Source organism: Sphingomonas astragali (genome assembly GCF_051400615.1).
In the GTDB taxonomy this organism is placed as follows: domain Bacteria; phylum Pseudomonadota; class Alphaproteobacteria; order Sphingomonadales; family Sphingomonadaceae; genus Sphingomonas.
The window spans coordinates 1716109-1742633 of record NZ_JBLFFH010000001.1; the positions used below are offsets into that span (position 1 = coordinate 1716109).

Annotated in this window: 19 protein-coding genes and 1 tRNA gene; 7 read left to right on the forward strand and 13 right to left on the reverse strand. The window is 67.2% G+C overall.

What is annotated here, in order from left to right; all coding sequences use genetic code 11:
• Positions 1-130 precede the first annotated feature (130 nt).
• A complete protein-coding gene (locus ACMGER_RS08220) occupies positions 131-2002 on the forward strand; it encodes a pyrroloquinoline quinone-dependent dehydrogenase (RefSeq protein WP_436811591.1) in 1872 nt (623 codons plus the stop codon).
• A 9-nt stretch (positions 2003-2011) separates the two neighbouring features.
• Positions 2012-2356, forward strand: coding sequence for a c-type cytochrome (locus tag ACMGER_RS08225; protein ID WP_436811592.1), 345 nt, complete (start codon positions 2012-2014; stop codon positions 2354-2356).
• Between the two features lie 38 nt (positions 2357-2394).
• Here the strand turns inward: ACMGER_RS08225 and ACMGER_RS08230 are convergent, their stop codons facing one another.
• The 3 genes from ACMGER_RS08230 to ACMGER_RS08240 form a co-directional block, all read right to left on the reverse strand.
• On the reverse strand, positions 2395-3411 hold the full coding sequence (locus ACMGER_RS08230) for an SMP-30/gluconolactonase/LRE family protein (protein ID WP_436811593.1): 1017 nt from the start codon (positions 3409-3411) through the stop codon (positions 2395-2397).
• Between the two features lie 64 nt (positions 3412-3475).
• A complete protein-coding gene (locus ACMGER_RS08235; RefSeq protein WP_436811594.1) occupies positions 3476-3901 on the reverse strand; it encodes a hypothetical protein in 426 nt (141 codons plus the stop codon).
• A gap of 57 nt (positions 3902-3958) precedes the next feature.
• Positions 3959-4867, reverse strand: coding sequence for a cupin domain-containing protein (locus ACMGER_RS08240; protein ID WP_436811595.1), 909 nt, complete (start codon positions 4865-4867; stop codon positions 3959-3961).
• A 112-nt stretch (positions 4868-4979) separates the two neighbouring features.
• Here ACMGER_RS08240 and ACMGER_RS08245 point away from each other — a divergent pair, with 112 nt between their 5' ends.
• The gene (locus ACMGER_RS08245; RefSeq protein ID WP_436811596.1) at positions 4980-6302 is read left to right on the forward strand and encodes an MFS transporter; all 1323 of its coding nucleotides are present in this window, start codon (positions 4980-4982) and stop codon (positions 6300-6302) included.
• On the opposite strand, the gene ACMGER_RS08250 is transcribed toward ACMGER_RS08245, so the two are convergent.
• On the reverse strand, positions 6280-6759 hold the full coding sequence (locus tag ACMGER_RS08250; protein WP_436811597.1) for a hypothetical protein: 480 nt from the start codon (positions 6757-6759) through the stop codon (positions 6280-6282). The two genes, ACMGER_RS08245 and ACMGER_RS08250, sit on opposite strands and share 23 nt — an antisense overlap.
• 105 nt (positions 6760-6864) lie before the next feature.
• Here ACMGER_RS08250 and ACMGER_RS08255 point away from each other — a divergent pair, with 105 nt between their 5' ends.
• On the forward strand, positions 6865-7815 hold the full coding sequence (locus ACMGER_RS08255; protein WP_436811598.1) for a cupin domain-containing protein: 951 nt from the start codon (positions 6865-6867) through the stop codon (positions 7813-7815).
• Positions 7816-7961: 146 nt separating this feature from the next.
• The gene (locus ACMGER_RS08260; RefSeq protein ID WP_436811599.1) at positions 7962-10907 is read left to right on the forward strand and encodes a TonB-dependent receptor domain-containing protein; all 2946 of its coding nucleotides are present in this window, start codon (positions 7962-7964) and stop codon (positions 10905-10907) included.
• A 402-nt stretch (positions 10908-11309) separates the two neighbouring features.
• On the opposite strand, the gene ACMGER_RS08265 is transcribed toward ACMGER_RS08260, so the two are convergent.
• The 3 genes from ACMGER_RS08265 to ACMGER_RS08275 all read right to left on the reverse strand — a co-directional run bounded on the left by ACMGER_RS08265 (position 11310) and on the right by ACMGER_RS08275 (position 13170).
• Positions 11310-11630 carry a hypothetical protein gene (locus tag ACMGER_RS08265; RefSeq protein WP_436811600.1) on the reverse strand — a complete coding sequence of 107 codons (321 nt, stop codon included), beginning with the start codon at positions 11628-11630 and terminating at the stop codon, positions 11310-11312.
• A gap of 327 nt (positions 11631-11957) precedes the next feature.
• Positions 11958-12032 (reverse strand) — tRNA-Gln (locus ACMGER_RS08270).
• Between the two features lie 46 nt (positions 12033-12078).
• A complete protein-coding gene (locus tag ACMGER_RS08275; RefSeq protein ID WP_436811601.1) occupies positions 12079-13170 on the reverse strand; it encodes a branched-chain amino acid aminotransferase in 1092 nt (363 codons plus the stop codon).
• A 52-nt stretch (positions 13171-13222) separates the two neighbouring features.
• On the opposite strand from ACMGER_RS08275, the gene ACMGER_RS08280 reads away from it, so the two are divergent.
• Positions 13223-13693: a MarR family winged helix-turn-helix transcriptional regulator gene (locus tag ACMGER_RS08280; RefSeq protein ID WP_436811602.1), complete on the forward strand. Its 471-nt coding sequence runs from the start codon at positions 13223-13225 to the stop codon at positions 13691-13693.
• Between the two features lie 20 nt (positions 13694-13713).
• Here the strand turns inward: ACMGER_RS08280 and ACMGER_RS08285 are convergent, their stop codons facing one another.
• The 3 genes from ACMGER_RS08285 to ACMGER_RS08295 all read right to left on the reverse strand — a co-directional run bounded on the left by ACMGER_RS08285 (position 13714) and on the right by ACMGER_RS08295 (position 21627).
• On the reverse strand, positions 13714-14316 hold the full coding sequence (locus tag ACMGER_RS08285; RefSeq protein ID WP_436811603.1) for a hemerythrin domain-containing protein: 603 nt from the start codon (positions 14314-14316) through the stop codon (positions 13714-13716).
• Between the two features lie 125 nt (positions 14317-14441).
• On the reverse strand, positions 14442-18494 hold the full coding sequence (locus ACMGER_RS08290) for a glycosyl hydrolase (RefSeq protein ID WP_436811604.1): 4053 nt from the start codon (positions 18492-18494) through the stop codon (positions 14442-14444).
• Between the two features lie 85 nt (positions 18495-18579).
• Positions 18580-21627, reverse strand: coding sequence for a TonB-dependent receptor plug domain-containing protein (locus ACMGER_RS08295; RefSeq protein WP_436811605.1), 3048 nt, complete (start codon positions 21625-21627; stop codon positions 18580-18582).
• A gap of 326 nt (positions 21628-21953) precedes the next feature.
• On the opposite strand from ACMGER_RS08295, the gene ACMGER_RS08300 reads away from it, so the two are divergent.
• Complete coding sequence (locus tag ACMGER_RS08300; RefSeq protein ID WP_436811606.1) at positions 21954-22685, forward strand: transcriptional regulator NanR; 732 nt, start codon at positions 21954-21956, stop codon at positions 22683-22685.
• An 18-nt stretch (positions 22686-22703) separates the two neighbouring features.
• Here the strand turns inward: ACMGER_RS08300 and apnL are convergent, their stop codons facing one another.
• The 3 genes from apnL to ACMGER_RS08315 are packed head-to-tail and all read right to left on the reverse strand — an operon-like array spanning position 22704 to position 26525.
• Complete coding sequence (gene apnL / locus ACMGER_RS08305) at positions 22704-24494, reverse strand: D-apionate lactonase (protein WP_436811607.1); 1791 nt, start codon at positions 24492-24494, stop codon at positions 22704-22706.
• Complete coding sequence (locus tag ACMGER_RS08310; RefSeq protein WP_436811608.1) at positions 24478-25503, reverse strand: Gfo/Idh/MocA family protein; 1026 nt, start codon at positions 25501-25503, stop codon at positions 24478-24480. The genes apnL and ACMGER_RS08310 overlap by 17 nt, the downstream gene beginning before the upstream one ends.
• Positions 25500-26525 carry an ABC transporter permease gene (locus tag ACMGER_RS08315; protein ID WP_436811609.1) on the reverse strand — a complete coding sequence of 342 codons (1026 nt, stop codon included), beginning with the start codon at positions 26523-26525 and terminating at the stop codon, positions 25500-25502. The genes ACMGER_RS08310 and ACMGER_RS08315 overlap by 4 nt, the downstream gene beginning before the upstream one ends.

Genomic DNA, 26525 nt, shown 5'->3' on the forward strand with positions numbered 1-26525 from the left:
TTTTGAGCTCTGCTAGCATCCTGATCGCAAAAGGACAACCGGCCTCGATGAAGGACCGGATCCCGCCTTCAGGAGAGGCATGTCGTTGAAAGCTCCATCCCCGTTCCGCCGGTCCGTTGCACTGGCGTCATTGATATCTCTCGCAACCGCCCTCGGGAGCGTTGCCATCGCGGCTCCGCCCAAGAACGGGGACTGGCCCAGCTACGGCCGCGACCCCGGCGGGGCGCGCCACTCGCCGCTCAAGCAGATCACCACCGCGAACGTCGATAAGCTGCGTCAGGCGTGGGTGTATCACATGCGACCGCCTGGCGTGACCGCCGACGTGGGGCCGATGCCCGACGGAATGCGGGCTCGCTTTGCGACGGGGTTTTCCGCGTCGGAGGCGACGCCGCTGGTCGTCGACGGCACCATGTATCTCTCCACGCCCTATAACCGCGTCGTCGCGCTCGATGCCGCGACGGGGCGGGAGCGCTGGGCCTATGTCCTTGCGAACAAGGACCAGCCCTCGACGCGCGGTGTCGCCTATTGGCCCGGAGCCAAGGGGAAGGGCGCCCGCATCTTCTTCGGCACGCGGTCCGGCAAGCTGATCGCGCTCGACGCGGTGACGGGGCATCCGGCCGCCGAGTTCGGCGAGGCCGGGATCGTCAACCTGAAGACGCCCGAGGTGATGAACGGCCTCAAGGCCGCGCCGCTCGGCATGAGCAGCCCGCCCGCGATCTACAAGGATTTGGTCATCTCCGGCTCGCGGGTTCAGGAGATGCCGGTCAAGGGCGCCGCCGGCGACGTCCGGGCTTGGGACGCGCGGACCGGCAAGCTGGTCTGGACCTTCCACACCATCCCGCGCGACGGCGAGCCGGGCGCCGACACCTGGGAGCCGGGCAGCACCAAGGGGCGGTCGGGCACCAACGTCTGGACGTTCGTCCAGGTCGACGAGAAGCGGGGCATCGCCTACCTGCCGATCGGCACGCCGACGTTCGACCGCTGGGGCGGCGATCGCAAGGGCGCCAATCTCTATGGCAACTCGGTGGTCGCGGTGGATGCCGCGACCGGCCGGTATCTCTGGCATTTCCAGACGGTCCACCACGACATCTGGGACCTCGACCTGCCGACGCTGACCCTCATCGACGTGCGGCGCGGCGGGCGGGTGATCCCGGCGCTGGTGGCGATGAACAAGACGGCGATCATGTTCATCCTCGACCGCGTGACGGGCAAGCCGCTGTTCGAGGTGCGCGAAGTGCCCGTGCCGACGGAAACGGACATTCCCGGCGAGCAGCCCTGGCCGACCCAGCCGATGCCGGCGGCGCCGCCGCCGCTGTCGCGCCTGTCCTACGGTCCGGGCGACATCCTCGACGCCACGCCGGAGCTCAAGGCGAAGTGCGAGCAGGTCGCCAGGGACTTGAACGTCGCGCCGAGCAAGCCCTTCCAGCCGCTGCGTGCGGACAGCGCGGTCAATACCTTTCCCGGCAGCCTCGGCGGCGTCGACTGGGGGGGCGGGGCGTTCGATCCGAAGCTCGGCCTCTACGTCGTCAACCTCAACGAGCTCGGCAGCCCGCAGCAGCTGGAGCGGCAGCCGGACGGAAGCTGGGGGATGAAGGGCGGCTATGCCTATTTCGCCGACATGGAAACCGGCTTCCCGTGCAGCAAGCCGCCGTGGGGTGAGCTGGTGGCCGTGGATGTCGCGAAGGGCACGGTCGCATGGCGCCGGCCGTTGGGCGACACCGGTCATCCAGCGCTCAAGGACGCGGGGATCACCAGCGCAGGCGGCCCGTTCACCACCTCGGGCGGCCTCACCTTCATCGGCGCGACCAAGGACCAGCGCCTGCGCGCCTTCGAGACGAAGACGGGCAAGCTGCTCTGGACGGCCGAGCTGCCGGGCTCGAACTACGGAACGCCGATGACCTATGCCGTCGGGAGACGGCAGATGGTCGCCGTCGTCGCGACCGGGGGGTTCGCCTTTTCACCGGCCACCAGCGACGCGGTGGTCGCCTATGCCCTGCCCTGAGAACATGACATGCGTATAGTCGGATTGATCGTCATGGCGCTCACCCTGCCGCTGATCGGCGCGCGAGCGCTGTCTCAGCAGGCGCCGGCGCCGGCCGCCGCGGCGGTGCCGCCGCCTGGTCCGGGCCTCGACCTCATCAATGAGCGCTGCGGCTTCTGCCACTCGACCGGACAGGTCTTCCAGAAGCGGCGGACCGAAGCGGAATGGGCGGCGACCGTCCAGGGCATGGCCGATCGCGGCGCCGAGGTGTCGCCCGAAGAGATCAAGGTGATCACCGCCTATCTGGCGAAGAACTATGCGGCGGCGCCCGCCACTCCTTCAGCAGGCGCGCCCGACGCGAGCAGCCGCCAATAGGGGCGGGCACAGGCAAGGCGGTCGCCGCCCGCCGCCGCTCACTTCGCATCGGCATAGAGCGGCATCATGCCCTTCACCTTGCTGCGCAGGCGATAGATGCTGGTGCTGGCGGTAATGTAGACGCTATGGCCGTCCTCGGCGAAGGCGAGGTTGGCGGCGGTTTCCGGCAGCTTGATCTGGCCCAGGACCTTGCCCTGTGGCGTGACGACGCGGATGCCGCCCGGGCCGGTCATCCAGATATTGCCGGCCGTGTCGACCTTCAGCCCGTCCGGCCCGCCGGGACCGGCCGGCAGGCGGATCAGCTCGCGCGGCGCCGACAGTGTGCCGCCCGGGCCCACGTCATAGGCGCGGACATATTTGTCCGGTCCGTAATTGCCGATGTACAGGGTTCTGAAATCGGGCGAGAAGCCGATGCCGTTGGGCAAGGTCATGTCGGTAACGACGGCTGTCAGCTTGCCGTCGGCATAGCGGAACACGCCGTTGAACGGCAGCTCCTTGGCCGGGTCCTTGTCCATGCCGTTGAAGAGGCCGAATGGCGGATCGGTGAACCACAGCGCGCCCGTCTTGTCATAGATGAGATCGTTGGGGCTGTTCAGCCGCTTGCCCCGATAGTCCGACAGGAAAGGGTGCAGGCTCATGTCCTGCGCGACCGTCACGATGCGGCGCGCGCCCATCTGCGTCATCAGCACCGTGCCGTCCGGGGCGGGTGCCATGCCGTTCGAGCCGATGCTGGCCCCGGCAGGCGGATCGGGAAGCCCGCCCGCATTGGCGATCAGTTCCTCCACCTTCCCGTCCGGGGTCACCGCCCGCATCTTGTCCCCCGTCACGTCGGAGAACCAGAGCCGTCCCTCGTGCCACATCGGCCCCTCGGTGAAGCCGAAGCCGGTGGCGACGCGCTCGATCGGCGTGCCCGGCGCGATGACCGCGTCGAGCGCGGGGTCGAGCCGCTCGATCGACGGCGCGGCGGGCGCGGGCGCAGGCCCCTGCGCCGCCAACGGTGTGCTCAGATGGCAAAGGGCCGCTGCAAGCAGAGCGGCGCGTAGACGGAAGGACATGGCGCTATTCCCTCGATGGATCGGCGGAAGACGAGAGAGGCAGGCCGGCATCGGCCGCTTCCGCTCAAACGCTGTCGGTCAGCAGGACCAGATAATCCTTGTTGAGCACGGTGTTCTCGATCAGCGGCCAGTTCTTCTGGTGCACGTCCGACTTGATCCAGACCTGCCGCTGCTCCTCGCTTTCATAGGTGAGCTGAAAGCGATAGTTGATGCCGGGGGCCGGCGCGGGACCGCCCTGGATCACGGTGCGCAGCTTCAGCATCTTGAGGTCGACATAGCCGCGGCCGCGAAAGGTTTCGGCGGCGGGTTTGAAATGATTGTGGAACGCGTCGAGCATTTCCTGTTCGCGTGCAGGATCGACGGCGAGGTCGCAATAGAGGACGATGGGCTTGCGCGGGGGCGGAGCGGTCTGGGCGCTGGCGCGGGCGGCCCCGGTCGTCGCGCCGATGCCCAGCACGGCCAGTCCTTTCAGCATGTGACGCCTGTCCATGGCTTCTCTCCTTGTTGTGATGGTTTCCCCGTCGGCGGGGAGGAATGGCTGTCGCGGCTATCGGCGCGGCCGCAGGCGCGCTTCGGCCTCCGCGCGATAACGGGCCTTCGCCGCCAGATCGCGCGCGACGCCGATGACCATCAGCTCGAGCGGTGCGCCACCGGTCTGCCGGATCGCCCGCGCTTCGCCGAGGTCGACGGGCACGGCATCGCCGGCCCTGATCGGCGTGGTCTCGTCGCCCAGCGTGACCTCGCCGGTGCCGGACATCACATAATAGACCTCGCTCATGTCTGCCTCAGCGCGGCGGCCTAGCGCGGAGCCGGCGGGCAGCAGGATATGATCGACATAGGACCAGGCCGTCGAAAAGATCGTCGGCCCCAGAGCGCGGCGGTAGAGCACGGCGCCGGTCGCGTCGGGCAGGATCCCTGCCGCGGGCTTCAGAAGGCTGCGGTCGAGCCGCATGGTGATGAACTGCGGCACGGGATCGAGCATGGCGTTGGTGCGCGGGTCGCCCAGATCGAAATTGTCATAGCTCTTCGTCATGCCGACGTTGATGTTCAGCCACTGAACGGGCTTGTCGGTGGGATTGTAGATGCCATGGGCATGACCCTTGCGGTCCGGCGCGCCCGCCGGCCCGACCAGGCGCGAGGTCCGGCCATCGATCGTGAATTCAGCCTCGCCGTCGAGGATGACGAACATCTCCTCGCAGTCGTTGTGGAAATGCTGGCCGATGCCGCTCTTCGGCGCGATCGTGCCGCGGTGGAGGAAGATGAAGTTGGTGCTGAGCGCACTCGCCCCGAGCAGCGCCCCGAATCTCATCGTGCCCGCGCCGCCATGGACGCCGGTCGCAAGCTGCATCTTATCGGGATCGCTGCGGCCGATGCGTTGCGCGAGCGGCGGCGCGGCCTGCGCCGCCGTGAGCGCTAAAAAGGCGATCAGCACCAGCCCCACGCGCGGCGTCATCATGCCCATATCGCTCCCTCTCCCGATGCTCTTGCCTGTTTACGCGGACGTGCATCCGCTTTACTAAAGATCATATACTATATTGTTTGGCATACAAGCCGGGCGGGAGGATCTCATGAGCGGAGCTGCGCGGTCCAAGGTCAGGGTGGGCCTCATCTTCCTGTTGTTCATCATCAGCGCGATCGCCTTTCTCGATCGCACGAACATCTCGGTCGCCGGCGTGGAGATGCGGAAGGAATATGGCATCGACCAGATCGAGCTGGGCTGGGTCTTCAGCGCCTTCCTGATCGGCTATGCCCTGTTCCAGGTTCCGGCCGGCTGGCTCGCGGCGCGCTACGGTCCGCGCATCGTGCTGACCGGCGCGCTGCTCTGGTGGGGTGTGTTCACCGCGGCGACTGCGATCATCCATCCGCAGGGCAGCGGCGCGCTCCTGCTGCTGGCGCTGACCCGGCTCGCGCTCGGCATCGGCGAGTCGGTCGTCTATCCGTGCGGCAATCAATTCCTGTCGCGCTGGATTCCCGCGCAGGAACGGGGGAAAGCGAATGGATGGATCTTTGCCGGGGTGGGGGCGGGGTCCGGCATCACGCCGCCGCTCATCACCGCCATCATTCTGTGGGGCGGCTGGCGGGCGTCATTCTACGTCTGCGCCGCTCTGGGGCTTGTTGCCGCCGCCGTCTGGTACCTGCTGGCGCGCGACCGACCGCAGGAGCATCCATCGGTCAACGCGGCCGAGCTGGCGCATATCGAGGCGGGCCTGCCGCCGGCCAAAACCGCCTCGCATGTGCCCATTCCTTGGGGCACGATTCTTACCAGCCGCAACGTCTGGGGTCTGTTCATCAGCTATTTCGCGTTCGGCTACGTGATCTGGATCTTCTTCAGCTGGTTCTTCATCTATCTGGCGGAAGCGCGGCATCTCGACGTCAAATCGAGCGCCGTTTTCTCCATGCTGCCCTTCCTGTGCATGACGTTCGGCTGTCTGCTCGGCGGGGTGATCAACGACAGGGTCTCGGCGCGCTACGGCCTTTACTGGGGCCGCTCCGGCCTGGGCATCGTATCGTTCATCCTGACAGGCCTGTTCCTGGCCTGCGGATCGATGGTCGACAATGCGCCGCTCGCGGTGCTGATCCTGGCCGGCGGCGCGGGCGCGATCTATCTCTCGCAAAGCTCCTTCTGGTCGGTGACGGCGGACATTGCGGGCCAGCACAGCGGCGTCGTTTCCGGCTTCATGAACATGGGATGCCAGATCGGCGGCGCGTTGACCTCCACGCTGACGCCGATGATCGCCGCGCAGTTCGGCTGGATTGCCGCCTTCTACGCGGGCGCCGCCGTGGTTCTGACGGGTGTGCTCGCCTGGGCGATAGTCGATCCGAACCGACTGCTCGAGCAGCCGGCTCGAGAGGCCGGCGAGGCGGCGCCTATTGGCGGCGCGACAGTCTGACGGTGAAGGGCTTGCGCCCGTCGATGTCGAAGAAGGTCGTGCCGAATGCGGAGCGGCGGACGTGGATGGTCTCGCCGACAGGCGGCGGCGGCGCGACGGTCGTGGTGTCGTACGCCGTGCCGTCCTCCAGCTCCAGCCGGTAATAGCCGTGGCGCAGGGCGATCACCGCTTTCAGCCGGCTGTTGAAATCCGTCCGGTTCTTGAGAGCGTCCCGGCGATTCTCGTAGTTCTCGGCCAGGGCTTGGCCTGGTGATTGCGACGATGGTGCCGGAGCAGGCGGGGCCGGAACGGAAACCGGCTGGCTTCCTCGTGCTGCCCGGCCCGACCGCTGATCATAGCAGGCGAGGCGCGCCGACGGGTCGTCCATGCCCGCGCAGCCGTCCTCCTGGGCCTGGGCGACACATTGGGGGAGCAACGCGATCCCGCCGATCGCGGCCAGTTGCCAGATGCCTTTCACGCCCTTCCCCTTCTTTCACGATGATAATTTTATTTGACTAATGGCTCAGCATCATATCCTATATGATAAATTGCGAGACGCAAAGTCTGCGAGAGGGGAGGATCGATGGCATTCGCCAAGGCCGTTTTCTATCTGTGTCCGCCTGCCTTGTTCATACTGGGGGCGGCCGCGCAGACGCCAGTTCCTTTCGGCGCTCCGAGCCGTCCGCCGATGGAAAGCGCCTGGTCGGCCAAGCGGACGCCCCCGCGCGCCTATGACACGCCGAACCGCCCCTGGTGGAAGCTTTCCGACATTCTCACGGCGCACGGGGGTGAGAAAAGCTGGACCCATCCGATCGTTCGCAACCGCGACCTGGAGGCGGACTGGCACCAGATGGCGGCCGGGCAGCGGACCGAGCCGCTGATGTACGCCGACAACGCGACGGCCCTCATCGTCTGGAGCGGGCAACTGCGGGTCAGCATCAAGGGACAGGAACCGTTCGTCGCCATCAAGGGAGGGGAGGTCAACATTCCCTTCCGCCTGCCTTTCACCCTGGAAAGCGTAGGCGATGAGCCGGCGCTGTGGCTGGAGGTGCATGGCGCCGGCGACGTGCCGCTCTATCCGACCGCGACGACGCCGGAGAAGCCCAGGGATGTGCCGGGCTTCACCTATGTGAAGGCTGCCCTGATGGGCGGGGACGGTCGCTATGGTCCGTCCGATCGGCCCTATCTCGATTATTACAAGGACGTGGTGAACGGCGGGCAGCGGGCCGGCGCGTTCATCGCTGGCGATCATCTGTTCGTAAACAATATCCGCGGGCCGGGCGTGAAGACCCCACCCGCAAGCGACCTTGGCCACTTTCATTTCGGCTATGACGAGTTCTGGTTCGTCATGGAAGGCAACGTCGATTACCAGATCGAGGGCGTGCCCTTCTTCACCGCATCCCCCGGCGACGTGGTGACCGCGGCGCAGGGCCGGTGGCATCGCGCCAGCTTTGGCGGACAGCCCGGACAGATGGCCACGCGCGTCGCGATCAACCCCTATCCGCGCGGCCTGCATAGCTTCCAGCCGCACTGAACGCGCTCGGCTGAGCGCAACGCCAACCTCCAGAAAAGAGAAGGAAGCTCGCGGAGGAACTCATAAGTCGACCTAAATCCTATAGTATATGAAAATATCAGAAAAGAGGGAGAGGGAAAATGTTGGGAGATATTCTGCCCGCAAAATTGAGCAGTTCGCTTATCGCGATCGCGGCGGTGCTGGTGGCCGGTCAGCCCGCGCTCGCTCAGGATAACGCCGCAACGGTCCAGCCACCCCAAAGCACACAGCCCGAGCCCACTACCGAGACGGACATCATCGTCACCGGTTCCGCCATTCGCGGCGTAGCGCCGGTCGGCTCCAACCTGATTTCGGTCGGGCAGGAGACGATCGAGAAGACCGCGCCAGTAAACGCGTCGCAGCTCGTCAACACGGTGCCATCCATTTCCACTGCCGGTTCGGTGGCGCAGGGCGAGAACGCCTATTCCTATTATTCGCCGCAGATCCACAGCCTCGCGGGGTCGTCGTCCAACACCACGCTGGTGATCCTCGACGGCCTGCGTCTTCCCGGCGGCGGCACGCAATTCGCCCAGACCGACCCCAACATCATTCCCGTGAGCGCGATCCAGCGGGTGGAGGTTCTCGCCGACGGCGCCTCGTCGGTTTACGGTTCGGACGCGGTCGCGGGCGTGGTCAACTTCATCACCCGCCGTACTTTCGACGGTTTCGAGGCGAATGCCCAGGCAGGCTTCGCCGACAGCTATCATAATGCCAACTTCAACTTCATCTGGGGCAAGAAGTGGGAGACAGGCGGCGTCTATGTCGCGGGGGCCTATTCCGATCAGTCGGCGTTGAAGAACAAGGACCGCCGCTTCTCGAGCATGGGTGATTATCGCCCGATCGGCGGCACCAACACGAACAGCTATCAATGCAGCCCCGCGACCATAGTGGCGCCGGGTGTCAGCGGCGTGTTCCTGTCGCCGGACGCGACCTCGACCGTCGCCAACATACAAGATAATGCACCGTGCAACAATTCGATCTACGCCAACCTGCTGCCGTCGCAATTCCGTGCGAACGGCATGATCAAGGTGACGAACGATTTCTCGGACAAATTCACCGTCACCGCGATGCTGAACTATAGTCGCCAGGAAACGCATAACGCGAACGGGCCGGGCGGCATTACCAACGCGACCGTGTTCGGCCCCGGGTCGGGCAGGGGCGGCCAGATCAATCCTTTCTACCAGGCGCCTGCCGGCGCTCCCGGTGCCACGCAGCAGACGGTCAGCTGGCTCGCCCTGCTGCCCGATGCCGATTATGGCGAAGTCGAATCGCAATCGGACTCGATCTATTCGACGGCCGTCGCCGAATATCGCGTCAACGAAGACTGGACGGTGACGTTCAGCGACGCGTTCGGCTGGAATCGCTCGGCGCTCAACACCATCAACGGCTTCTGCTCGGCTTGCGCCCTGCTGGCGTTGAACGGCACCGCGCAGCTCAGCGGAAGCACCACCGCGACGGACATTCCGGGACAGAATGTCATCGCTCTCAACCTGCCGCTGACGACCGCGAACTCTCTCGACGTGTGGCGGCCGTTCGACGGCACCAACCGGACTCCCGAGTCCGTCGTCCGCTCCCTCTACGGGAACAACAGCGAGAACACGAACTACAACACGTTCAACCAGATGAAGCTGGACCTGAACGGATCGCTGTTCAGCCTGCCCGCGGGCAAGGTCAAGATCGCGATGGGCGGCGAATATCTGTGGTACGAGCAGACCCAGAAGATCTCCGGCTCCAACAACACCGGGCCGACGACGACCGGGTCCAACTTCCGTGTCTACAACTACAAGCGCGACGTGAAGTCGCTCTATGCAGAGCTCTATGTCCCGGTCGTCTCTCCGGACATGGAGGTGCCGCTCGTGCACAGCCTCGATCTCAGCATCTCCGGCCGTTACGACAGCTACAGCGACGTCGGCTCGACCACCAATCCCAAATTCGCGGCGAACTGGGAGCCGGTGGAGGGCGTCAAGCTGCGCGGCAACTATTCCCGCGCATTCGTGGCGCCGCCGACGGCGGTCATCGGCGATCCGGCGCAGGGTTATCTCTATGCATCGGGCAGCGTCGGCGTGAACGGCACGCAGATCGCCGTGCCGATCGCCAACTATCCCGAGGTGGTGAACATCCCCGGGGTCGAGTGCAACGCCACCACCTGCACGATCGGCACTCCGGCGATTCAGGGAATGCGGCGACAGCTTGGCGGCGGCTTTTCCAACATGACGCCGCAAAAGGGCCGCAGCTGGTCCGCCGGTGTCGATCTCGCGCCGCGCTTCCTGCGCGGTTTCACCGCCGCCTTCACCTATTTCCACAACAAGTTCATCGGCGGCGTCTCGTCACCGAGCCCGAGCGCGATCGTGAACTCGGCAGGCCTGCGCAACCTGCTGACCATCTGCCCGCAGACCTGCTCGCAGGCGCAGATCGACGAGTTCGCCAACATCGCCAACGGTGCGTCGGTATCCGGCGCGATCCCGCCGCAGGTCTATTTCCTGATCGACCAGAGCAGCCGCAACGCGCTCAATCTGACCGTCGAAGGCATCGACGGCCAGTTCAATTACAACTCGGAGATTGGAGAGCTCGGTACCTTCGTCATCGGCACCGGCTTCACCTATTTCACCAAGTTCCAGCAGAATTTCGGCGGCGGCACGGACTTCAGCATCCTTAACACGTCGGGCTACAACACTACTTTCCCGTCGGTCCGGTTCAAGAACCGGGCGCAGTTCGGCTGGGCGAAGGACGGGATGTCGATCGATCTGTTCTGGAACCATACCGGCTCCTATCGGAACTGGATCAGTACGACGGTGACACCGATCATAGTCGATTCGGTCGGCAACCCGGTCGGCGGCGGCGACAAGGTGAAGGCCAACGATACTTTCGACCTTCACCTGCAATATGAGTTCCAGGGCGACAACTTCACCCGGGGGTGGCAGATCTATGTCGACGCCCAGAACATCCTCGACAAGGATCCGCCTTTCTACAACGGCAACACCGCGGGCATCCTAGGCGGCGCCTGGGGCTATAACGGCTTCGTGTCGAACCCGATCGGCCGCATCGTTTCCGTCGGCCTGCGCATCCGGATGTAATCCCCCTCCGAAGGGCCGTATGGAAAGGGCTCCGGAGCCTCCGCTGCTCCGGAGCCCTGCTTTCAGTTTGTACAATGATGGGTCAGCCGACGGGGCAGTGATAGTTATTGGACGCCGCAACTTTCACGACAACTTTCCTTAAGCGGACTGGCGCCGCGCGCCGCTCACCCATCACTGCGCGTCACCTGTCAGCATCACAATGCTGAATCAGATCATCGCCACCACTTCAACGCCGACTTTTTTCAACGGCATCGGCCAGATTCGGACGGCGGCTTCGCGCACAGCGTGCGCCGTTTCGGCGGGGAGTCTCGCCGCCGCCTAGGCGGCGCTAGGTACCCCACACCGTTCGCAGACGAGAAAGTCTTTAAGCAGCGCAGGACAAGTCGCACAGCTTCGCGCGATCTATGGTCTCGCGCCATGGACGGCTCGATTCACCGAAGGATGCTGCCAGGGGAGTATTGACCTCGCTACCGCCCGTGACGACGGCTGCGGCGTGGCGCGGCGATCGGCTGGTTCGCTGGAGCCGTTCCACTGGGATGCGCCGATGCCGTAGAGCGCGAGTCCGCTGAGCACGAGCGGCGACTGGAGCAGCTGGCTCATCTCATGGCCGACGCCCGACGGATGGGCAGCCGATACGGCACCCGTACCGAGCTTCAACGCGACCTGCGCGAGAGCGGACAGGCAGACGCTACCGAGGATCAGGAGGACGAGTTTCGCGGTCATCGGCGGCGGGATAGACGCCATTCTCAAGAGACCGTGAACCCCGAGATGAGAGCGTTGTTGGACGATACGCGGCCCCGAAGCAGTTCGGGGCCGCGCACGCAACATGGAAGGAAGCCCTCCCGTCCGGCTCCTTATGAGATCGCGGGGTTCTTGATAGCCTGGAGAACCGGAACCAGGTGGTGCCGGTGCCGTTCGGACCGAATCATGACAAAAATCCTGGCAAAATAGCCGTCAGGCCCGGTCGGGCTGGGGCTAGCCGGGTCGAGTTGTCGACCATCCGAATTTTACCTAAGTCACTGCATTGGAACCGAATCTAAAGGACTCGGTTGGCTGGGGCGGCAGGATTCGAACCTGCGAATGACGGTACCAAAAACCGTTGCCTTACCACTTGGCGACGCCCCAGCAGGAAGCGCAGGCCCTTAGAAGGTCGCGCTTCCGAAAGAAAGCCTCAAGCCAGCCGGTCGATCCAGTCATGGGGGTCGGGCGCGCTGCCGCGCTGGATGTCGGACAGGCGGCGGAGAATCCGCGCCGTGGTCTGGCCCGTGCCGCCGCTGCCGATCGTCACCTCGTAGCCGGGGCCGGAGAACTTGCCGATCGGCGTCACCACCGCGGCGGTGCCGCAGGCGAAGGCTTCAGTCAGCTTGCCCGATGCCGCGTCGTCGCGCCACTGGTCGATCGAGTAGAGCTCCTCGCGCACCGTCAGCCCTTCGTCCCGGGCGAGCCGGATGATCGAATCGCGGGTGATGCCGGGCAGGATCGTGCCGGTCAGCGGCGGCGTTGCCAGGCTGCCGTCAGCGAAGACGAAGAAGATGTTCATGCCGCCCAGTTCCTCGACGTAACGGCGCTCGGCAGCGTCGAGGAACACCACCTGGTCGCAGCCGTGGCGGATCGCCTCGGCCTGGGCGGCGAGGCTGCTGGCGTAATTGCCGCCGCACTTCGCGTCGCCGGTGCCGCCGGGCGCGGCGCGGGTATAGTCATGGCTCACCCACAGCGATACCGCCTTGACCCCACCCCTCCAATAGGCGCCGACGGAGGAGGCGAGCACGCAGTAGAGATATTCGGCCGAGGGCTTCACCCCCAGGAACACCTCGCTCGCGATCATGAAGGGGCGCAGGTACAGCGCGCCCTCCTCGCCCTCGGGAATCCAGTCGCGCTCGACTGCCACCAGCTCGCGGCACGAGGCGACGAACAGCTCCTCGGGCAGCTCCGCCATCGCCATCCGGCGCGCCGAGTTGCGGAAGCGCGCGGCGTTCGCCTGCGGGCGGAACAGCGTGATGCCGCCATCGGCCGTGCGATAGGCCTTGAGTCCCTCGAAAATCTCCTGCGCATAATGGAGCACCGCGGTCGCTGGATCGAAGCTCAGCGGCGCGCGCGCGACGATTTTCGCATCGTGCCAGCCCTTGTCCGCCGACCAGCGCGCTACCGCCATGTGATCGGTGAAGACGCGGCCGAAGCCCGGATCGGCGAGGCGCGAGATGCGCTCGTTGGCAGAGGTCGGTGTGGCGGTGGGTTCGAAGGTGAACAGGGGTTGCGCGGTCATCTCGGCTCCATCGGTTGCCAGCCGAGTAGGAGAGGTGCCAGATGGGGTCAACATGGCCACCGCTTCGCCCCTGTTCCTGACCGAGCCTGAGATCCGCCGCGGGATCGAACTGCTGTTCTTCGGCTATGGTCAGCTAACGCGCGCGATCGACCTCGCGCTGGAGGAGCACGACCTCGGCCGCGCGCATCAGCGGGCGCTCTACTTCATCGCGCGAAGGCCGAACCTCAGCGTCGGCGAGCTTTTGGGGGTGCTCGCGATCACCAAGCAGTCGCTCGCCCGCGTGCTCGCCGATCTCTCGAGGCGCGGTCTGGTCGAGAGCCGTCCCGGCGATCGCGATCGCCGCCAGCGTCTGCTGCGGCTCACCGTGGAGGGCGCCGCGATCGAGGCGCGGCTGTTCCAGGCATTGAGCGTGCGCATGGCCGAAGCCTATTCGCGCGCCGGGCAGGAAGCGGTCGGCGGCTTCTGGGGCGTGCTCGAAGGGCTGGTGCCGGTGCGCGAGCGTGGGAAGCTGCTGGGGCGATAGGGCCGGGACGTTCGGCCGCCTCAGGCCAGCTTGAACCCTTCCTTGTTCATCGCCGCGGTCAGCAGCTTGTTCTTCTCCTCGCTGAGCTTGGCCTTGAGCGACGGGAACAGCTGGTTCTCCTCTTCGGCGATATGCTCCTCGATCTCGGCTCGGAACCTGCGCACCGTCGTCAGGTAATCCGGGCTGTCGTTCGGCATGTTCTCAAGCTCGTAGAGATACTGCTTGATGTAGCCGTGCTCCTTGTTGAGCTCGTCCGCCGCGTCGGTCTCGCCGGCCTCGCGCAGCGCGGGGTAGATCACATTCTCCTCCTCCAGCGCGTGCTTGGCGAGCGAATGCTTGAGCTGCGCGAGCAGGATCGAGCGCTTGCTGGTGTTGCGGCTCTCGGTCGCCTCGATCGCGTCGAACAGCTTGAGCACCGCCTTGTGCTCGGCCGCGAGCGCCTGATCCCATTCGCCGGCGAGCAGGGTCGGCGCCTGCACCACCGCCTTGCGGGCGAGCATCGCCAGCATACCGAGCGCCATGCCGGCGGCGCCGACGCCGGCGAGCGTGCCGAGATTGGACGAGCTGCCGCCGTTCTTCTGGCTCGAGGTGCTGCGGCTGCGGGAAGCACTAGTGGTCGCCATCGGGGTTCCTCCGCTGAATTGGTTCAGCGGCTAGAACCCACGGCCATGCGGTCGCGTTCCCGTACCTGCCGTCACCCCGAAGGCCGCAGGACGATGGCGGGTGCGTTCGGTCCTCGCATCAACCATCAATCGAGCGGATGGCGCTCTGCCTGGAGCAGCCGCACTGGCCCCAGCAGGCCGGATTCGAGCAGCGGTGCGGCGGCGGCATAGTGTTTCCAGGTCGCGAACGCGACGCGCTGGCCGGGCGGCTTGGGGCGGCCTTCGCGGTACCAGTCGGGCAGCGCTACGATGCCGCCGGTCGAGCCGGCGTTGGTGACGGTGTAGTCGTACTCCGCCGGGAAATGCTCGTCGCCGATCAGGCGGTTGGGCCAGAGATTGGTGACGGCGATCTCCAGTTCGTTCGCCCCCGCGCGCGCCGCGTCGGTGACGTCGATGCGGAACGGCGGCTTCCACAGCTTGCCGAGATCGCGGCCGTTGACGCGGACGGCGGCGATCACCTCGACCCGGCCGAGGTCGAGGAACAGGCGGCGGTCGCGGCCGAGCGCGCGCGTGGGCACGTCGAAGCGGGTGCGCCAGGCGGCGGTGCCGGAGAAGTGCCGGACGCCGAAGTTGGCGTGGCGGTGCAGCGACGACAGCCGATCGAGCGTGACCGACGGCGGCGCGCCGAGATCGGACGGGAAGCGCACCTGCCAGGGGCCGGCGAGCGTCGCCGCCGGTATGAGACCGCTCGTATCGAGGGTGCGCTCGCCGAGCGCGTAGCGGCCGTTCCGCCAGACGAGCAGGCCGTCGCCAGCGACCTCGACCGCGGGCGGGCCATCCGGGGCCGGCGGGCCGGCGGCGGCGAGCTGAGCGATGTCTGCCAGCGGCCGCGGGTAGAGCTCGAGCGCGGCGACGTCGCCTTCGAAATAGCGCGGGCGGGTCACATGGCGGCCGAGCGCCGCATGGACGCGCGCCGCCGAGCGGGAGCCGGTTGCGACGAGCTTGCCGTCGAGGAAAATGGCCGGGCGACCATCGTCGTAGCTGACGGCGAGATGGGTCCAGCCGGCGATCGGTGCCGAAACAGCGAGGATCGGCGGATAGGTGGAACCGCGGTTCTCGTAGAGGATCACGCCGTTGCGGCCAGCCGAGACCGCCAGCGTGGCGTGGCCTGCGCCATAGGTCGCATCCCCCGCGGGCGGATCGATCAGGAAGCTCGCGCCGCTGACGCCCAGCCGATCCATTCCGCCGCCGGTTCGGGCGAGCGCGGCGTTGCGTGCGGCGGCGATCTCGGGCGCGTCGCTGGTCGAGGCGATCGCGGGATCGATCGGCCAGAGATCGGTCTCGGGCTTGATCCAGGCGGTGACGACGAAGCTGTCGACCGCCTCGCGCGCCGCCGGTGCCGGATAGGGGCGGGCCTGCAGGACAGTGCCTGTCGGGCCGGTCAGTGCCGGCGCGCCGGCTTCGGCCGGCTCGCGGAAGATGATGAAGCACGATCCCGCCTCCTCGAGCCGCAACGCGACGCGGGTGCGGCCGTCCGCCTGTTCGTGGACCGGCAGCGGGCTGGTCTCGCCGGTCATCGGGTCCCAGCGCTCGGGACGGCGGCCGGCGACGCGGAAGGTGCAGACGAGGTCCTCCGCCCGGCGGCGGCCGTTCGCCACGAAATAGACTTCGGCGCCGTCCACATGGCGGTGAATCCAGTTGACGAAGGGGTCGGGCGTGCGCGCGGAAATCTCGACGTCGGGCGGGCAGGCGGCGGCGTCGAGCACCTCGCGGAGCGGCACGCCCCAGAACACGCGGCCCTTGCCGACGGTGCGCGAGGTGCGGGTGCGGCCGTCGAGGTCGCCCCACAGCTCGGCGGCGAGGCGGCGGACCTCGGCGTCGCTCTCTGGATAGCCGGCGAGGCCATGCGAATGCTCGACGCGCGGGCCGACCAGCCACATGCCGGCGCGGACGAGCCCGGCGAGCTTCGCCAGCAGCTCGCGGGTGATGCGGCGGTCCTCGGGCATCACCAGCACGCGGTAGCTCGTGCCTTCGGGGAGGACGATGTGCCCGTCCTCGATGCGGACGCGCTTCAGCAGCACCTCGGCGTCGGCGACGTCATAATCGTGGCCGGCGGGGACCGGCTGCGGCAGCCCGGGCCGCGCGCCCGAGAGGGTGGCGGCGACCGGCTCCTCGACGTGGGTCGGCACCTGGACCGGGGAGTTCTCGCCGGCGAAATAAAGGATGTCGGCGGCGAAATGACCCTGGCGCAGCATGTGCTGGCAGCGGGCGGCGTAGGCGAGCCAAGGGCCGGCGTCCTCGAACCAGGTGTTGGTGCGGTCGAAGTGGAAGCCCCAGGGGCCCATCGTCATGCCGGGCTTCGCGGTCGGGTGCGGCTGCTGGGCGTAGCGGTGAAAGACGAAGTGGTTGAGGCCGAGCGTATACATCTCGTCGCCCAGTGCCTTCATCGCATAGGGATGCTCAAGCCAGCGCGACTGGGCGGGGCGGCCGGTGAAGCTCTCGGCGCCGACGAAGGTCTTGCCGTGGACATGGGCGGTGGTGGCGGCGACCTTGACCGAATAGGCGGCGGCGCCGCCGCGCACCCAGAACTCGCCCATCAGCGCGTCGACCTTGGCGCCGGCCTGCTGATCGTCGAACGGGCCGTTGCCATAGGGTTCGGTGTAGGAGATCAGGCCGTGGCGTCGACACAGCTCGTGGAAGCGGCCGTAGTAGCGGTCCTCCATCAATGTGGCGTGGACGCGGCGCAGGTCCCAGAGGAAACGTTCGGAGCTCTCCGCGTCGCCGACGATGCGGCCGGTGAGGGCGGGCATCCAGGGATTGATGGCATAGCCGCGGCGGGCCTGGAACTCCGCGGGGAAATCCGCGGTCCAGTTCTGCATTCCGGTTTCGTAGCTGTCGATGATCGCCCCGGCGAGGTCGCGCTTGCCCAGGCGTTCGAGGGTGGGGAGGACCTCGGCGAAATATCTGTCGAAGTGGAAGTCGAGCGCGGCGGCGCTGAACTTGTCGCATTCGAGCCCGCCGCCGTCCGCCGAGGCGGAGACGTTGCGCGCGCCGGTGGCGGTGTGGCCGAAGCGGAGGATGGTCCAGGTGCCGGCGGGTGCCTGCCAGCGGAGGCGGCCGTCCGGGTCCATGTGGCGGCTGATGTCGATCACCGACCTGGGATCGATCGCGGGGGCGGAGCCGGGGCCGGGTGCTTCGCCCTGGTTGGCGTCGCGACCCCAGCCGGCCTTGGTTCCGACGTCGGCGATGCGCGGGTCGGCGGAGAGCGACAGCTCGGCAACCTTCATCGGCGTGGGGAAGGCGATGCGGAAGAAGCGGGCGGTGGCGGCTTCGAAGCTCGCGACGATCGGGGGGATGGTGTGCAGGCGCCAGTTGGGCACCTGCGCCTCACCGATCGCGCGATAGCCGCGGCCGTCGTCGGACGCCTCGATCCGGATCATCGCCTGTTGCGCGAAATTGGCGCTGCCGTCGGAGGTGGCGCGGATGACCAACGCGCGGGCGCGGTAGGGCGCGGCGAATTCGAGCACGAGCTGCACGGGCGTATCGCCCGGCTTCACGTCGAAGGTGGTGGCGGTGTCGCTGTCGGTGAGGACGCGGATATCGGCAGCCTCGCCGTCGAGCGTGGCGCGGACGATCTGGCCTTGCCCCTCCGTCCGATCACCGGGGAGGGCGGGGAAAGCGACCACCATCGCGTCACGATAATGGCCGAGGCGGGTGAAGGGTTTGGGGAGAATGCGGTCTACTGCGCCGCTCTCGACGGCCGCCTCGCTCCAGACGAGCTGCTGCATCGACAGCTCGGGCGTGATCCAGGGGCCGCCGCTCGACGACCAGCCGGGACAGTTGTGGAGGGTGAACGACAGGCCGAGGCGGCCGCATTCGTCGGCGGCGTGGCGGACCAGCTTCACCCATTCGGGGCTCAAGGTGCGCGCGGGGCCGGCGGGGATGCCGCAGCCGACGTCGAACATCTGCACCCCGCCGACGCCGACCCGCGCCAGCGCCTCCAAGTCGCGGGTGATGCCGTCGGCGGTGGCGTTGCCGTTCATCCAGTGCCACCAGGTGTGCGGCCTGGCATCGGGCGGCGGCGCGCGGAAGGCGTCGCGCAGCGGATCGCCGCCCTCGGCCGGCGACGGCGCCGGCCAGTTCAGCGCTACGGCGAAGGTGCCGGCTGCGGCACCCGCCAGGAAGGTGCGGCGTTCCATCGGACTTCTCCCTATCAACCCTGCGCCTTCTTCGTCCGATCGAAGCGAGCGATCCGGACAGCCCACTCTCGATTGGCGGATTGCGTCAGAAGTTCAGCCGCGCGCCGGCATAATAGCGGCGCCCGATCGGGTCCCAGATCGCGTTGGCGTTCGACACCGGCGGACCGACGTAGATTGGCGGCGGCTGGACATCGAAGAGATTGTTCACGCCGACGTAGAATTCGAACCGGTCGATCCCTTTGAAGCGCAGCTGCGCGTCGGTGTAGATCTTCGAATCGATGGTGAAATACTTGCTGTCGGGCAGCGAACCGTCCGCCAGCCGGAACGTCGTCTGGTAGTTCTCGTAATCGAAGGCCTGCGGTCCGATGTAATCGTTGCTGACGGTGAAGCCGAAATCGTCGCTGTCCCACGACAGGCTGACGTTGGCGGTGTCGCGCGGCGTGCCGATCTCGCCCATCGTGTTGTCGTAGGGGTCGCCGGTCAGCGCGTTGAAGCCGTTCTTGAGCAGATGGGTCCAGCTTGCCGTGAGGCTCGCCCTGCCGCCCAGGACCTCGTGGCCGTAGCTCAGGGTGAAATCCAGGCCCCGCGTGAACGAGCCGCCGCTGTTGATCAGGCCGCGGACGATCTGCTCGACCGAGCCGACGCTGAACGCGCCCGACGCCTGCGATCGTCGGGTGATGAACTGGCAGAAGTCGGCCAGGCCGTCGCGGTAGCATTTGTTGAGCACGGTCGCCGCGGCCAGGCGGTTGATCGCGCCTTCCAGCTTGATGTCGAAATAGTCGGCGGTGAGCGTCAGGTTGCGCAGCGCGTCGATCGAGCGCGGATTGACGACCACGCCGAGCGTCAGCGTCTTGCCCGTCTCCTCGCGGATGTCGGGGTTGCTCGCGGTGACGCCGCCGACGCCCTGCGTGTCGGAGAAGGTCAGCGTGAACGCCCCGTTCTGCTGGATGTTGGCGAGCACGCCCGGATCGGCGCGGCAGTTCTCCGCGGTCGAGCCGGTCTGGGTCAGCGTCACGCCCTGGCAGGGATCGGTGATGGTGATGATGCCCGCCGCCGACGCCGCGAACAGCTCGCCGATGTTCGGCGCGCGCACCGCGAGCGCATAGACGCCACGGAAGCGGATGTCCGGGATCGGTGCCCATTCGGCGCCGACGTTCCAGGCGTAGAAGGTGCCGACCGTCGAATAATCCGACATGCGGCCCGCCCCGCGCAGCGTCAGACTGTCGAAGAACGGCGTGTCCGAGAGGATGGGGACGACGATCTCGCCATAGAGTTCCTTGACGTTGAAGCTGCCGCTGGTGTCGAGCAGCTGGACGTAGCCGTTGCGCGCCGCGTTGGTCAGCGGGTCGAAGTCCTCGCGGCTCGATTCCCGGCGATACTCCGCGCCCACCGACACCTGCACCGGACCGGCCGGCAGCTTGAACAGCGACCCGGTGAGGTTGACCGCCGCGACCTGCATCTCCTGCTTGGACTCGCGGCTCATCTCGGTGCGCAGATAATCGACCGCGGCCTGCGAGATCTTGCTCGTCCCGTCGGGGTTGAGGCCGTAGACGTCGATCGGCACGCAGCCCTGCGCCCGGGCGTTGGCGTTGACGCAGATCGCCTCGGTCGTGTTGCCGTCGCGGTCGTAGTCGAAGGCGTCGGGGATGACCTGCAGCGCCTCCGCCAGGCGGTAGAGGTCGGCGAGGCCGGTCATCTTCTGATTCTGCTTGGTGAAGCCGTACTGATAATAGGCGTCGAGGTTCCAGCTGCCGCCGAGGTCGACCTTCGCGCCGCCGGCAACGCGGAAATTGTCGCGCTCGGTCGGGGTGCTGCGCGTTCCCGGCGGGAACATGGTGGTGCGGATCAGGAAGCTCATGTCCTTGGAGTTGATCGCATCGTTGTTGTTGCGATTGTCGGCCGCGGCGAACACCGCGGCCGGGACCAGCGGGTTGTTGAGGATCACCGCCTGGCCGGTGTTGGGATCGAGCACGCTGAACTGGATCGGGTAATAGCCGCCTGTCCCGGTGAACGCGCCCAAGGCGCTGTCGGTGCGCATCGGCGAGGCCTCGCGGCGCCCGTTGGTGCGATAGTTCACATAGGTCGATTCGAAGAAGACGTTGACGTGGTCGGTCACGTCGTAGTTGAGCCGCGAGGCAAGCGTGATCTGCTTCGACGGCGATGCGATCTGGCCGTATGGCGCGGCGTTGAACCCGTCGAGCGCGACATTGTAGCCGCGGAAGCTGCCGTCGGGCTGGATGATGCGGTTGCCGGCGCCGCCGAAGTTGAAGATGCCGCCCGGCCCGACGTTCGACGGGGCATAGAGCCGCGTGAACAGGTTCTGCGCGGCGGTCAGGTTGGCGTCGTTGTTGCCGCCCACGCGCTGCGAATTGCCGAGGCTGGCGAAGGAGGTGGCGGTGCGCTCGCGATCGGCGTTGTCGACCGCGCCCTCCTGGTTCCAGCCGGCATAGACCATCAGGTTGCCGCGGTCGCCGGCGAAGTTCTGTCCGAATGTCGCGTTGGCCGAGAACCGCCAGTCGTCGCCGTGCTCGGAGATGCCGGACTGGACATTAAGGCGCAGCCCCTCGAACTTCTTCTTGTAGATGAAGTTGACGACGCCCGCGATCGCGTCGGACCCGTAGACGGCCGAGGCGCCGCCGGTCAGCACGTCGACGCGCTCGACGAATGGCGCGGGGATCATCGACAGGTCGACCTGTGCGGTGCCGGGAATGCCGGCGACCGTGCGGCGGCCGTCGATCAGCACCAGGGTGCGGTCCGATCCCAGATTGCGCAAGTTGACCGTCGCCAGGCCCGGATTGGTGTCGTTGCCGCCGGTGACGCGGCTCTGGGTCGGGACGCCGACCGCCGGGATTTGCTGGAGCACGTCCTGGACGTTGGTCGCGCCGGTGTTTTCGATCAGCTCGGCGGTCACTGCCTGCAGCGGCGAGGGCGACGTGAGCGAGGGACTGGCGATGCGCGAGCCGGTGACGATGATGTCGCTCGCAGGCACCTGATCGCCGCCCGGTTCGGCTTGGGCCGGCTCCGACGGCGCGGTTTGGGCATGGGCGATGCCGGCGAGGCAGAGCGCCGATCCGGCGGCCCCGCTCGCAAGCAGCGTGCGCAAAGATGTGCGGACGCAGCCGAATGTCGTCATCTTGAGACTCCCCTCTCCTTGGCCGTGCCCGACTGGAATGCGGTGCTTGCGGCCTGATCTCCCTGCCGCTGCCGATCGATCCGGCGGCGCCGGTCGCTCTGTTAGCGGTCAGGCGGTTATATGGTATGCTGGTATAATGAGCAACGAGAATCTTATCTTATTATAATAATATAATATTATTAAACAAACGAACTGTTGCGAAGCGGGAGCTCTTTAGCTCATCATACCAGTGAGGCTGCCGGCCGGCGAAACGAGCGAGCAGGTGCCGGCCTAGGTTGTCCGCAAGCGACTTGATCGCCAGCTACTTTGGGAAGAAGATCGCATCCGTGACCCCGTCGGACAGTGAAACCATCGTCAGGCGCAAGCTGGCGGACGAAGTCTTCGACAGGCTGAAGGCGATGATCGTCAGCGGCGAACGCGGCCCCGGCGAAAGCCTGCCGTCGGAACGCGAGCTGATGACGCGCTTCGGTGTCGGCCGGCCTGCGATCCGCGAGGCGATGCAGGCGCTCGCCAATCTGGGCCTGGTGACGATCAGTCATGGCGAGCGCGCGCGCGTGCGCGAGATCACGGCGCAGGCGGCGATCCGGCAGATCGATACGGTGGCGCAGCTGCTGCTGTCGACCTCGCCGCAGTCGCTGGAGCATCTCAAGGAGGCGCGCAGCTTCTTCGAGCGCGGCATGGTGCGCAAGGCCGCCGAGCAGGCGAGCGCCGACGACGTCGCGGAGCTGCGCGGGATCGTCGAGCGGCAGCGCGCGGTGACCGGCGACGCCGCGGCATTCGTGCGCGCCGACATGGGCTTCCACACGCGGATCGCGCGGATCACCGCCAACCCGATCTACAGCGCGGTCAGCGAAGGGATGCTGAGCTGGCTGCAGCAGTATCACGCCCATATGCTGATCTGGCAGGGCCAGAGCGAGCGAACGCTGGCCGAGCATGGCGAGATCATCGACCGGATCGCGGCGCATGATCCGGAAGGGGCCGAGCAGGCGATGGTGCGGCACCTCACGCGATCGAACCACCTCTATGCGCATACGCGGGATGCCGGGGCGTCCGGTTAAGGCCGGGGGGCAGAGGAATCAGCTCGTCGGGAGGACCATTGTCTCATAGGCGTCGAGGGTGAGCCGGTGCGCGGTGCCCTCGATGCGGACCTCGCATGAGTCGGCGGTGATATTGGCGAGCAGGATCGTGCGATCCGTTGCGATTCCCAGAACCCGCTCGGGCGCGGACGAGCGGCACGACCGGCGCGGCGCTCCGGCGAGTGCGGCGAGGCTCCTTACCGTCGCAAACACCGGACGCGGGCCATTGTCCCCGAGCAGCCCGAAGGGGCCGGTCAGCGCGCCGGGCGTCAACGCGTCGAGGCTCGCCTCCTCGCTCGCGGCGACATAGCCGAGCGTCCACGCCGCGGCGAAGCGGCCGTCCTGGCGCGGATCGACCTGCGCCATGGGGATGCGGCGGCGGTCGGGATTGTCCATCGTGCGCGAGCCATAGGGATTCTGGCGCATCCCGATCGTGACAGGGCCGAGGCGATAGGGCTTGGCGCCGATGATCGCGCGGGCGGAGCGGACGATGTGCGGGATCGCCTCCAGCGTCTGCATGACGCTGAGGTCGTCGGCGGCGTGGACGATCGGGCAGGTCGCGTGCGTCACATAGTCGAGCGGCGCGAGCGGTGGGCGCTTGCGGTTGAGCTCGGTGAAATAGCCGAACATGCCGCCGCCGAGCGCAGCGCCGGGAAAGGCGCGGCGGGCAGCGGCATAGACCTGCTCCAGCGGCGGGCAGGCAGGCCATTCGCTGCCGGGCGGCGTCGATTGCAGGTCGGGGGCGGGGAAGACCGACAGCGCGTCGAGCTTCAGCCCGGCACGGGCGACGTGATCGGCGACCAGGCCGAGCTCCGCATCGAGATCGGCTGCGGCGATGACGCACTCGAGCGTGATGCGGGCATCGAGGATGCGAGCGATTTCCGCCAGGGCGGCCATTTCGGCGGCGCCGTGACCGGCGTGGGCCTCGAAGGTGAGCAGCAGGTCCTGCGGCGCGATCGACCTCAGCGCCTTGGCCTGTGCGAAACCGGCGGCGGCTTCGGCGGGCGTGACCACCAGGCCGATGCGGGGCATCGTGCCGATCGGATCGCCGGGCGTGATCGTGATCGGGCCGTTCGTTTGCGGCGCCGCCGACAGCGAGCCTTCGATGGCGACCTTCACCGACTGTCGGTCGAGCGTGCCGGCGGGCACGACATAGGGCCAGGGCCGCGCGAGCGGGCGGATGTAGGTCTTGTACGAGGCGTCGGACCAGTTGCGCTGGTCTTCCATCTCGAAGGCGTCGTCGCCATCGAGGCGGCAGGCGATCGCCGCCCCGTCCTGGCGGTGGATCAGCGCGCGGATGTCGGTGAAGGGCTGCCAGGGCTCGATGCGCGTTGGGAAGGCGGAGCGCTCGATGCTGCCGCCACCGTGCTCCACGGTGAGCGGAGCTCCGGCGAGGCCGGCCGGGTGGAGCACGCAGAAGCCGAGACGGTTGGTGGTGAAGTCGTCCTCGGCGACGGCCTCGACGATGAAGTCCAGGCCAGTGGCGGTGGCACGGATCGTCGCCGCATAGCCGAGCATGGCGCCATCGTCGCCGCGCACGGAGGCGCGGTAGGCGACGGTGATGCCTTCCGGACCTTCCTTCACCACCAGGTCGCTGATCGCCGGTGCCAGCGTACCCCAGTCGCGGTCGCGCACCAGATACTGGATGCCGCGCAGCACCTCACTCCCGCCGACGCGGACGGAGCGGATATTGCCGCCGACCAGCTCGAACGACAGCGGACCCGCCGCCAGCCGCAACGGCTGCGGCTCGGGCTCGTCGGTGCCGTAGAGCTCTTCAGCGCGGCCCGACATCGATCGTACGACCCTCGACGGCGCTGCGATAGGCGGCGTCGACCAGCGCGAGCGTGCGGAGATTGTCGCGGCCGGAGGTGTCGGGCTCGCGGCCGGCGGCGAGGCAGTCGAGCCAATGACGCTGGATCGCCAGCACGCTTTCCTGGATGCCGTGCCACGGCCGCTCTGCCCAAGGGAGCAGCGGCGGGGAGGCGTCGCGGACCTCGATGGTGTCGCGGTCCTCGACGGTGAGGCGGTAGTTGGCCTCCAGCCGCAGCCGGCCGCGGTCGCCGTCGACCTCGATCAGCGTCTGGGGGAACAGCTCGTCGCGGACCGGCGTCGCGTAGCTGCAGTCGACGATGCTGGTGGCGCCGCCGGCATGGCCGAGCATGATCGTCGCGACGTCCTCGCCGCAGATCGCCGGGTTGACGCGCTGGATGCGGCAGGTGAGCGTCGTCGCCTCGCCCATCACGAAGCGGGCGACGTCGAGGATGTGGATGCCGAGGTCCTCGATGATGAAGCGCTCGCCCTCGGCGAGATAGGGCTGGGCGGCGTAGACGTCGAAGCCCGAGCGGAAGGCGAAGCGGGCGAAGAAGGGTAGGCCGATCCGGCCTTCGTCGATCGCGGTGCGCAGGGCGCGGATCGGGGCCTGCCAGCGGAAATTCTCGTGCACCATCATCGGCGCGCCGGCGGCGTCGCAGGCGGCGACCATCGCCTCGGCGTCGGCATAGGCGGCGGCGAGGGGCTTCTGGCAGATCACCGGCAAACGATGACGTGCGGCGAGCTCGACCAGTGTGCGGTGGCTGGGCGGCGTGGTGGCGATGTCGACGAAGTCGAGCCGTTCGGCCGCGAGCATCTCCGCCGCGTCGGTATAGCGCGCGGCGATGCCGAACTGGTCGCCGGTCGCGGTCAGGCGTGCACGATCGGTGTCGCAGACCGAGGCGATCTCGACGCCCTCCAAGTCGCGCCAGGCGTGGAGCTGGTTGGCGGCGAAGAAGCCGCAGCCGATGAGGGCGCCGCGCAGCGTCATGCCATCGCCGCCGCGCGCCGGATCGCGACGCGATGCTGGAGCCGCGCCTGGGCGCCGTCGAGCAGCACCGCGGCGATGATGACGAGGCCCTTGATCACCATCTGCCAGAAGGCGCTCACCCCCATCATCACCATGCCGTCGCCGAGCACGCCGATCACCGCCGCGCCGACGAGGGTGCCGAGGACGGTGCCCCGCCCGCCGCTCATCGAGGCACCGCCCAGCACCGCCGCGGCGATGGCGTTCAATTCGAAGGTCTCGCCGGTCGCGGGATGCGCCGCCTGCAGCTCGGAGGCGATGATGAGGCCGACCACCGCCGCGCAGAAGCCCGAGACCATGTAGGTGACGACCAGCACGCGATTGACGCGGATGCCCGACAGCGCCGCCGCATGGGCGTTGCCGCCGACCGCGTAGACCTGCCGCCCGAGCGGGGTGCGCATCGCGACATAGGCGGCAAGCGCGGCAATGACGGCGAGGATCCACACCGACACCGGCAGGCCGAGCCAGTAGCCGCCGCCGATCGTTGGGAAACCGTCGGTGCCGTAATGGGGATCGCCGACCAGGTCGGGGAAGGTCCGCCCGTCCGACGACAGCAGCGCGGCGCCGCGCACGACGTAGAGCGTGCCGAGCGTGGCGATGAACGGCGCGACCTTGAGCCGCGCCACCAGCAGGCCGTTGATCAGCCCGATCGCGACGCCGAGCGCGAGCACGATCAGGATGATCTCGACGAGATTGAAGCGCACCAGCAGGTCGCCGCCGACCGGCACCCCGTTCAGCATCAGGAACCCCGCGACCATGCCTGCGAGCCCCGCCACCGACCCCACCGACAGGTCGATGCCGCCCGCGACGATCACATAGGTCAGGCCGATCGCCAGGATCGCGTTCAGCGCGACATGCTTCAGCATCAGCACCATGTTGGCGCTGCTGAGGAAATTGGGCGCGGCGGCGGAGAAGACGGCGAGCACGACGACCAGCGCGATCACCGTCCTCAGCCGCATCAGCACAAGCAGTATGTCGCCTGCCAT

Coding starts and splice junctions, on each gene's coding strand:
- ACMGER_RS08225 (WP_436811592.1), top strand. CDS start 2,012: ATGCGTATAGTCGGATTGATCGTCATGGCGCTCACCCTGCCGCTGATC.
- ACMGER_RS08230 (WP_436811593.1), bottom strand. CDS start 3,411: ATGTCCTTCCGTCTACGCGCCGCTCTGCTTGCAGCGGCCCTTTGCCAT.
- ACMGER_RS08235 (WP_436811594.1), bottom strand. CDS start 3,901: ATGGACAGGCGTCACATGCTGAAAGGACTGGCCGTGCTGGGCATCGGC.
- ACMGER_RS08240 (WP_436811595.1), bottom strand. CDS start 4,867: ATGATGACGCCGCGCGTGGGGCTGGTGCTGATCGCCTTTTTAGCGCTC.
- ACMGER_RS08245 (WP_436811596.1), top strand. CDS start 4,980: ATGAGCGGAGCTGCGCGGTCCAAGGTCAGGGTGGGCCTCATCTTCCTG.
- ACMGER_RS08255 (WP_436811598.1), top strand. CDS start 6,865: ATGGCATTCGCCAAGGCCGTTTTCTATCTGTGTCCGCCTGCCTTGTTC.
- ACMGER_RS08265 (WP_436811600.1), bottom strand. CDS start 11,630: ATGACCGCGAAACTCGTCCTCCTGATCCTCGGTAGCGTCTGCCTGTCC.
- ACMGER_RS08275 (WP_436811601.1), bottom strand. CDS start 13,170: ATGACCGCGCAACCCCTGTTCACCTTCGAACCCACCGCCACACCGACC.
- ACMGER_RS08280 (WP_436811602.1), top strand. CDS start 13,223: ATGGCCACCGCTTCGCCCCTGTTCCTGACCGAGCCTGAGATCCGCCGC.
- ACMGER_RS08285 (WP_436811603.1), bottom strand. CDS start 14,316: ATGGCGACCACTAGTGCTTCCCGCAGCCGCAGCACCTCGAGCCAGAAG.
- ACMGER_RS08290 (WP_436811604.1), bottom strand. CDS start 18,494: ATGGAACGCCGCACCTTCCTGGCGGGTGCCGCAGCCGGCACCTTCGCC.
- ACMGER_RS08295 (WP_436811605.1), bottom strand. CDS start 21,627: ATGACGACATTCGGCTGCGTCCGCACATCTTTGCGCACGCTGCTTGCG.
- apnL (WP_436811607.1), bottom strand. CDS start 24,494: ATGTCGGGCCGCGCTGAAGAGCTCTACGGCACCGACGAGCCCGAGCCG.
- ACMGER_RS08310 (WP_436811608.1), bottom strand. CDS start 25,503: ATGACGCTGCGCGGCGCCCTCATCGGCTGCGGCTTCTTCGCCGCCAAC.
- ACMGER_RS08315 (WP_436811609.1), bottom strand. CDS start 26,525: ATGGCAGGCGACATACTGCTTGTGCTGATGCGGCTGAGGACGGTGATC.